Origin of the sequence: Pseudomonas sp. B37(2017) (assembly GCF_002112885.1) — a bacterium.
Taxonomy (GTDB): domain Bacteria; phylum Pseudomonadota; class Gammaproteobacteria; order Pseudomonadales; family Pseudomonadaceae; genus Aquipseudomonas; species Aquipseudomonas paraglycinae.
This window is the reverse complement of the sequence record NZ_NEIX01000015.1, coordinates 101,707-108,626: the sequence shown is the minus strand read 5'-3', so window position 1 is coordinate 108,626 and position 6,920 is coordinate 101,707. Positions and strand designations below refer to the sequence as shown.

5 protein-coding genes are annotated in these 6,920 nt (G+C 59.7%); 3 read left to right on the top strand and 2 right to left on the bottom strand.

The window, feature by feature from the left end:
- Positions 1 to 224 precede the first annotated feature (224 nt).
- The 3 genes from CAF90_RS26855 to CAF90_RS26845 all read left to right on the top strand — a co-directional run bounded on the left by CAF90_RS26855 (position 225) and on the right by CAF90_RS26845 (position 1,490).
- On the top strand, positions 225 to 593 hold the full coding sequence (locus CAF90_RS26855; RefSeq protein ID WP_085609059.1) for a glycine zipper domain-containing protein: 369 nt from the start codon (positions 225 to 227) through the stop codon (positions 591 to 593).
- A gap of 137 nt (positions 594 to 730) precedes the next feature.
- Entirely contained in the window at positions 731 to 1,153 is a 423-nt protein-coding gene (locus CAF90_RS26850; protein WP_085609058.1) for a glycine zipper domain-containing protein, read from the top strand.
- Positions 1,154 to 1,277: 124 nt separating this feature from the next.
- Positions 1,278 to 1,490, top strand: coding sequence for a hypothetical protein (locus CAF90_RS26845; RefSeq protein ID WP_085609061.1), 213 nt, complete (start codon positions 1,278 to 1,280; stop codon positions 1,488 to 1,490).
- A gap of 44 nt (positions 1,491 to 1,534) precedes the next feature.
- On the opposite strand, the gene CAF90_RS26840 is transcribed toward CAF90_RS26845, so the two are convergent.
- Together CAF90_RS26840 and CAF90_RS26835 are read right to left on the bottom strand one after the other, a co-directional pair.
- Entirely contained in the window at positions 1,535 to 1,912 is a 378-nt protein-coding gene (locus tag CAF90_RS26840; RefSeq protein WP_085609057.1) for a hypothetical protein, read from the bottom strand.
- On the bottom strand, positions 1,905 to 6,692 hold the full coding sequence (locus CAF90_RS26835) for an RHS repeat-associated core domain-containing protein (RefSeq protein ID WP_085609056.1): 4,788 nt from the start codon (positions 6,690 to 6,692) through the stop codon (positions 1,905 to 1,907). Before CAF90_RS26835 ends, CAF90_RS26840 begins: the two co-directional genes overlap by 8 nt.
- Between the last annotated feature and the right edge of the window lie 228 nt (positions 6,693 to 6,920).

The window sequence follows — 6,920 nt, the reverse complement described above, 5'->3', positions numbered from 1 at the left end:
ACCAGGAGCGCCCGCACCTGTCCTTAAAATACAAAACGCCCGATGCGGTGCATCGGGCGTTAGGGTGAAACAGGTGTAAACCTATTTCAGGACTAGACACGTCATAAAACCTTTTCCGTATTCGCTGTCCAATCGGCGCCAAGTGCGCTGCAACGCTGGACATTGCCGCGACAACAGCATTCAATCTGCGCCCTTTTTTATTCCTTCTGTTGAGGTTTTTCGTCATGCGTTTAACTCTGCCTGCTCTGGTTCTGGGGCTTCTGGTTGCTCAAGGTGCAATGGCTGGCGACGGTACCGCCGCACTGGGCGGCGGCCTGGGCGGTGCGCTGGGTAACGTGGTTGGCCAGAAAATGGGCGGCAGCACCGGTGCAGCGATTGGTGCTGGCGTAGCTGGCGCGGCCGGCAGCGCATTGGCTGCCAAGAAAGGTGCCCGTACCAAAGCGGCCATCGGCGGCGGCGTCGGCGCGGCAGGTGGTTCGGTGATCGGTGACAGCCTGGGTGGCAGAACGGGCGCCACTATCGGTGCTGGCCTGGGTGGCGCAGCCGGTGGTGCGGTGGGCAGCAACCTGTCCAAGGGTCACAAGCGTCACTGATTGCCAACGCGTGACTGAAAAGGCCCGGCTTGATGCCGGGCCTTTTCGTTGCTGAACGTTTTTCCCGAAATCCCCTCCAATACCACATAGCCCCCTCCGCGGGCGTACCGTCCCGATCCGGGACCTGTGAGGTCTGTATGCGCTTGACATTATCCGCATTGGTTTTGGGATTATTGGTGGCCCAAGGCGCCATGGCCGCTGGTGATGGCACAGCCGCCGTGGGTGGCGGATTGGGTGGCGCGCTGGGCAATGTGGTCGGCGGCCAGCTCGGCGGCAGCACCGGTGCTGCGGTGGGTGCTGGCGTTGGCGGTGCGGCCGGCAGTGCCGTCGGCGCGAATAAACGCAACCGCACGGAAGCTGCCATTGGCGGTGGCCTCGGCGCCGCAGGCGGTTCAGTAGTTGGCAACAGCCTCGGCGGCTCCACTGGTTCGACTATCGGCGCAGGGCTGGGTGGCGCAGCGGGTGGCGCGGTTGGCAACAACCTGGGTGACGATGGCGGCAAGTCGCACTCCGGGGGCGGCCACAAGCACAAGAACAAACACAAGAACCGTCATCGTTGAGTGACCGGTTCTACGAAAGCCCGGCTTTATGCCGGGTTTTTTTTTACCTGCGCGTCATGCGCAGGAACGAATGGCGACCATACTTTTCGAACGTCCTATACGAATGCAATTGACGAGGTGCGCCATGACTCCCGAAACCGAAGGCAAGGAAGAAAAAGGCCCGAGCGGATTGCCGTTTATCAATGATCCGGGGAATGAAGATCCGGGGTCGTTGATGGATGATGCGACGGTTCCGTTAATTGAGACTGATGAAGAGGATACGCTTGAGTATCCGTTGCCTTCGCCTACTGACTCACTGGGGCGTGATGATTTGCCGCCGGAGGATGTCAACGTTTAGCGTATTTTTATTCAGGCTTTCTCATTTCATCGGGTGCCTGTGGCTTACTCGAAAAAAACGTTAATTCTTTCTACGATGATTTTTACGTATCGTTCATTCAAGTGTGGATGTTCGTAATGGATTTCTTGCTCATAGAAGCTAACGAAGGACTCAAGAATGCTGCCATTGAGGTAACCGTAAAGAATGCACGAAAAGCTGTCATCAATTGTTTCAACACCCATTCGCTTCTCTTTTGAAGTTTCAGCGTAGTTCTCATCAGGCAATACAATTTCTAGTTCGACACTATGTTGTTCTCCGATTCGAATTCGGTGTGGGCAGTAGCTTATAAAGCACCTGACTTCAACGTTGTTGATGAGTAGGACGACAAACTCTTCAACGATGTCATCGATCTCAATTACGGTTGCAGCATATTTTTTAATCATTTTCGGGAGTGATCTCTTTGTTTTTTGAGTTTCCGTTGATCGTTTTCCAGAACTCTTTTCCGCTTTTGGTATGAAAGGTTGTTATCTCTTGGTTGTTGTTCGTGCCAACAAATGCAAATTTTGCCTCACCTTTTTTGGTCGTACCCATCAACATAAAAAATCCTGACCGCATTTCTTCTTTGTATACATATCGAACGTGGGTTCCTAGTTTGGCAACGTCACGAGCGACGGATAAATACTCATCTTTGCTCGTTGCATTGAATGCCGCACCATGTTTTTTGTAATGCGTAACCAAGGTTCCTTCATCACCAAAATTATAAGGGCGAGTTTTTGGCTTTGGAGCTACCGGCTCTTCGTTGTCGACAAAAGAGCCGCCAGTTTCGTCCGGAACCGAACAACCCGGCTTGTTCGACGGCGGACAGTTGGACGTCAACCCCAACGGATCCACCCACCCCGTCGGATTCGGCACGTACCGGTACTGATTCAACCCACCCGCCAGCTTCACCGGATCCGGCGTCAGATACCGCCCAGCGTCGGGGTCGTAATACCGATGCCGGTTGTAATGCAGCCCGCTTTCGTCATCGAAGTACTGCCCCTGAAAGCGCAGCGGCTGGTTCAGGTAGTCGTCGGTCGCCAGTTCCAGCGAGGTGACCTTGCCGTAGGCGCTGTATTTGGCTGACCAGACGATGTCGCCGCTGTAGTCGGTCAGTTCCTGCGGAGTGCCGAGGTGATCGAGTTGGTAGTAGAACGGGCAGGCGCGTTTCGGGCCTTTGCCGTCGAGCATGGCCAAGGGGCGGAAGGTGCCGGGTTCGTAGATGAAGCTGCGGTGCTGTTCTTTGCTGCTTTCGGCGATCAGATGGTCGCCTTGCCAGAAGAACTCGGTGGTCTGGCCGTTGACGGTTTTGCGGATGCGCCGGCCAAAGGCGTCGTATTGGTAGGTGGCGCTGGTGCCGTCGGGGCGCGTGAGGCCGATCAGGCGGTGCTGGCTGTCGTAGCGATATTCGGTGACGAGGGTTTGCGCGCGGCCGCGGCGTTCGCGGATCAAGTTGCCGAAGGCGTCGTAGTCGTAGTGGCGGTCGCCCTGCATCAGCAGGCGGTTGCCTTTGATCTGTGTCGGGCCTGGACGGTCCTGCATCAGCAGGTTGCCGGCCGGGTCGTGGGCGAAGTTTTCCGGCACATCGTCGCGGGTATGGCGCACCCGAATCAGCCGGTCGAGGGCGTCGTACGTGTAGCTGCGCTGGCCGTGGCGGGTGTCGGCGATGTGTTCGAGGTTGCCGTTGGCGCTGTAGGCAAAGTCGCGACGGTACAGCCCGCTGCGCTGATGGCCTACGGCGTGGGCGCGTAACCGGCCCTGTTCGTCGTAGGTGTATTCGCTGAGCAGCAAGCCCTGCTGGCGTTGTTGTTCGCGGCCGTTCTGGTAGACATGGCGGGTGAGCAAGGCGCCGTTGAGGTCGATCGCCGTCAGCGCGCCGCCCTTGGCGTAGTGGTAGTCGAGCTTGCTGTTGTCCGGCAGACGCAGGCGGGTGAGCTGGCCGCAGGCGTCGTAGGTGTAACGCAGGGTGCCCCAGCCCTGATGCTCGCGCACCAGCCGGTCCTGCAGGTCGTATTCAAAGGCCAGTGGGTGATCCTGGCCGTCATCCACGCCGACCAGTCGACCGAGACGGTCATAGCGGTAGCTGACCTCGACCCCGTCCGGCAGGGTCTTGAGCAGTAGACGTCCGGCGCTGTCGCGCTCATAAGTGGTGACTAGCGTGGTGCCGTCATCGCCATACTCGGTCTTTTCCAGCAGGTGGCCGTTGCGGTCGTAGGCGTAGGCGGTGCGCCGGCCATCGAAGCCGGTTTCCTGTCGGATCAGTCCGGTCGGCGTGTAGTCCAGCCGGTACTTTTCGCCGGACTCGTTCTCGATTTCCGTCAGCAGCAGCTGCGCATGGTCGTAGCGGTATTGCAGCCGGGTGCCGTCGGGGTTGATCCGGCGACTGACCAGGTGCAGGTCGTCGTCATACTCGTAGCGGGTGATCCGTCCCAGCTCGTCGCGTTCGGCGGTGATCTGGCCGTAGGCGCTGTAACTGAAGGCTCGAGTGGCGCCATTCGGCGAGGTGGTCTGGATCAGCCGGCCAACGGCGTCCCACGCCTGGCGAGTGACCGCACCGTGTTCATCCTGCGAAGTAATCCGCCGCCCCAAAGCGTCGTAGGAGAACTTCCGAACCCCGCCGTCCGGCAGGCTTTCCTCGACCAGTTGCCCGAGGTCGTTCCACACGAACACATGCCGGCCCGAATCCGGATAACGGATCGACAGCAACCGCCCCTGCGCGTCGTAGTGGTAATGGGTGACATGACCGTCGGGATCGACTGCTTCGGTGACGTCACCCTGAGCATTACGCCGGTACGTCCACACCGCATCGCCACGCGAACGGCTGTGAAGGAAACCATTGCGGTACTCGTAGGACGTCGGCGCATCGTCCGGCGGAATCAGCGCGATCAGCCGTCCGGCATCGTCATAGCGGTATTCGGTAACCGCCCCCAGCGCATCCTGCTCAGCGACCAGCCGGCCCGCCGAATCGTAGGCCTTGAGCTGTTCACCACCGTCCGCCGCGACCTGACGCACCAATCGCGCCGTGTCGTCGTGGACGTAAGCCTCTTCAGTCCCATCGACGTAATGCACGGTGACACGGCCGGCGTCATCCCAGACGTAGCGCGTGTCCATCTGCGAAAACGACGCCCAATGCCGCACGCAACGCGCCGCCTTGCCGGAACGCTCCCACTCCCAGAAGAAACTCGCGCCGCCGCTCAGTTGCCGTTGCAGGATGACGTGCTGATCGTCGTAGTCGTAACGCTCGCTTTCGCCGACCGCGTTCGCCGCCTCGATCAGTCGATGACGGGCATCAAAGCGATAACTGGCCAGCGTCTGCTCGGTACGCCAGGCAGACTCCCGAAAAACCTGATAATCGACCGCGACCAGATGCGCCCGCTCATAGCGCAACAGCAGCGAACGGCCAGTCCCGTTATCCAGCCGCTGAACCCGGTCGGAAAGATCCCGATGCACCGTCAGACGATTGCCATACGCATCGCTGACAGCCGTCAGACGCCCAGCCCGAAAGTGATAAAACCGCGCCGCCTCACCCGCCAGCGCAACAATCAGCTCCTCCGGCTCATCCCCGAGAAAGATCGCCGCCCGCGACAAGCTGTTGTGAATCGCCGGCCGCTCAACGCTCGGCAACGGAAACCGCGTCCGCCGGTTCTCATGGTCAACCCAGACCACCGCAGCGCCATCAACCTCCAGCCGATGCGCCAGCGAATGGCTCCAGCCAAACCCCAACCCAACATCGATCTCAGCCGCACTGCTGCGGTACAACCGGCTGAACTCAAACGGCAGCAGTCCATCAAGCACACCGTCAGTCAGCGTCAACAATTCTTCGCCGGTGACCATCGACACCGGACACCCATTGGTACAGGTCAGCGGTGCACAATCGGCGCTGTCACCATTGGGATTTTTCGCCTGATCCGAAGCATCATCCCGAGGCTCATGCCGCTCCATTCGCGTCATGCCGTGGGACTTGTCCCGCGCAACGGTCGCCGGATTGGGCACCGTCAGCACCAGCGCATCCCCCGTGCGAATCTCCAGCGGGACAGCCGGTGTCGGCCGCAACGGCACCTGCCGCGCGTTGACCACCAGCGGTTTCAAAGCGCTCGCATGCCGGGTCAGGTCAGGCGCCGAGGTCACCGCTGCCAGCCGCAACGCCGAAGCCGCCAGCCATTCCCGCGCACGCGGCGACTTGATCTTGCCCAGTACCTTGGTGCTCAACCGCAGCGGCACACCCATGCCACCCGACACACACATCAGCAGAAAACTGACCAGCAGCTCGGCCCGAACCTCAGCCACTACCTCGGCCAGATACTGCGGCGGCAACATTTTCAGCCAACTGGTAAAGGCCGCCAGATAAATGAACAGCAACGGCTCATCGCCGAGCATCAGCAGGCCATTGGCAATGGCTTCGCTGGACGCCTCGAGCAAGGCATCCAGTTCAGCGCTGGACAGGTACTGCAGAAGCTTTTCGCTGTTGGCCTGCAAATCGGCGAGCAGGGCAAACAGCTGCTTCACGTCATCCCAGACGCCATTCAGCGCGGATTCGAAGCCGTGCCAGTCAGCCTCTTGCAGTTGGCCGAAACGCTCCAGGAAGCCGGCACTGGAAAACTCGGTCCATTGCGGGTGGAGCTCCGTCCATTCCGCACGCAGCCATTTCTCCAGACCATCGATCAAGCCCTGGTAGGAGGCATACAAGGCTTTAACGTGGTCGGTGGAAACATCGGGAAAGAAGGTGATGCGATAACGCTGGCCCCGGTCGCAGTCGTCGACCTTGAGAATGCCGCTGGGGCCGATGGTGTAACGCAGCGGTTCTCCGAAACCCAGAACACCGTCGACATCGGAAATGACCGGTTCAAGGATCACCGGCGTGTCGCCGATCGGCACAAACCGCGCGGCTTCGAACATGTGCACCAGCGTCAGGGAGCCGGTAGCGGAACACATGGCGACAGAGGAACTGATGGGTTTGCGGCTGGCGACCGGCGCACTGAGCCGGACATCGTTGCCGACCTGGAACACTTGCTCGACACCCAGCGCGGTGCCCGTCCAGAACTGCTCGGCCCAGGCGTCATAGTTGTTGAGACAGAGGCGAAACTCCTTAAACAGCTTTTCGACGTCGGGCTGATCAGGGTTCAGCGCAGCGACCACCAGCAAACCAATGCTGTTGTTCAGTTTCAGGAGTTGGTCAGATGGAAGCATTCGCAGTCACTCGCGCGCATCAGGGGAATGGCGCGAAACTTTGCGGGGGATCAAACAGGAAAGAAGTCAGCCGAGTAGGCGATGTCTGTAGGGCGATTCTCTAAATGTGCGGGAGGGCGTTCGGCGGACAACCGACATTGCCCGTTGCTCAACCTTGGCCGCGCTCGTTATGCTGCTGAACCCTTTAATCAGATCCAAGCAGCGGCGCTATCCGCGCCGCCCGGGATG

What these genes read in the sequence shown, in the direction of transcription:
- CAF90_RS26850 (WP_085609058.1), top strand. Translation starts at nt 731, where the DNA reads ATGCGCTTGACATTATCCGCATTGGTTTTGGGATTATTGGTGGCCCAA.
- CAF90_RS26840 (WP_085609057.1), bottom strand. Translation starts at nt 1,912, where the DNA reads ATGATTAAAAAATATGCTGCAACCGTAATTGAGATCGATGACATCGTT.
- CAF90_RS26855 (WP_085609059.1), top strand. Translation starts at nt 225, where the DNA reads ATGCGTTTAACTCTGCCTGCTCTGGTTCTGGGGCTTCTGGTTGCTCAA.
- CAF90_RS26835 (WP_085609056.1), bottom strand. Translation starts at nt 6,692, where the DNA reads ATGCTTCCATCTGACCAACTCCTGAAACTGAACAACAGCATTGGTTTG.
- CAF90_RS26845 (WP_085609061.1), top strand. Translation starts at nt 1,278, where the DNA reads ATGACTCCCGAAACCGAAGGCAAGGAAGAAAAAGGCCCGAGCGGATTG.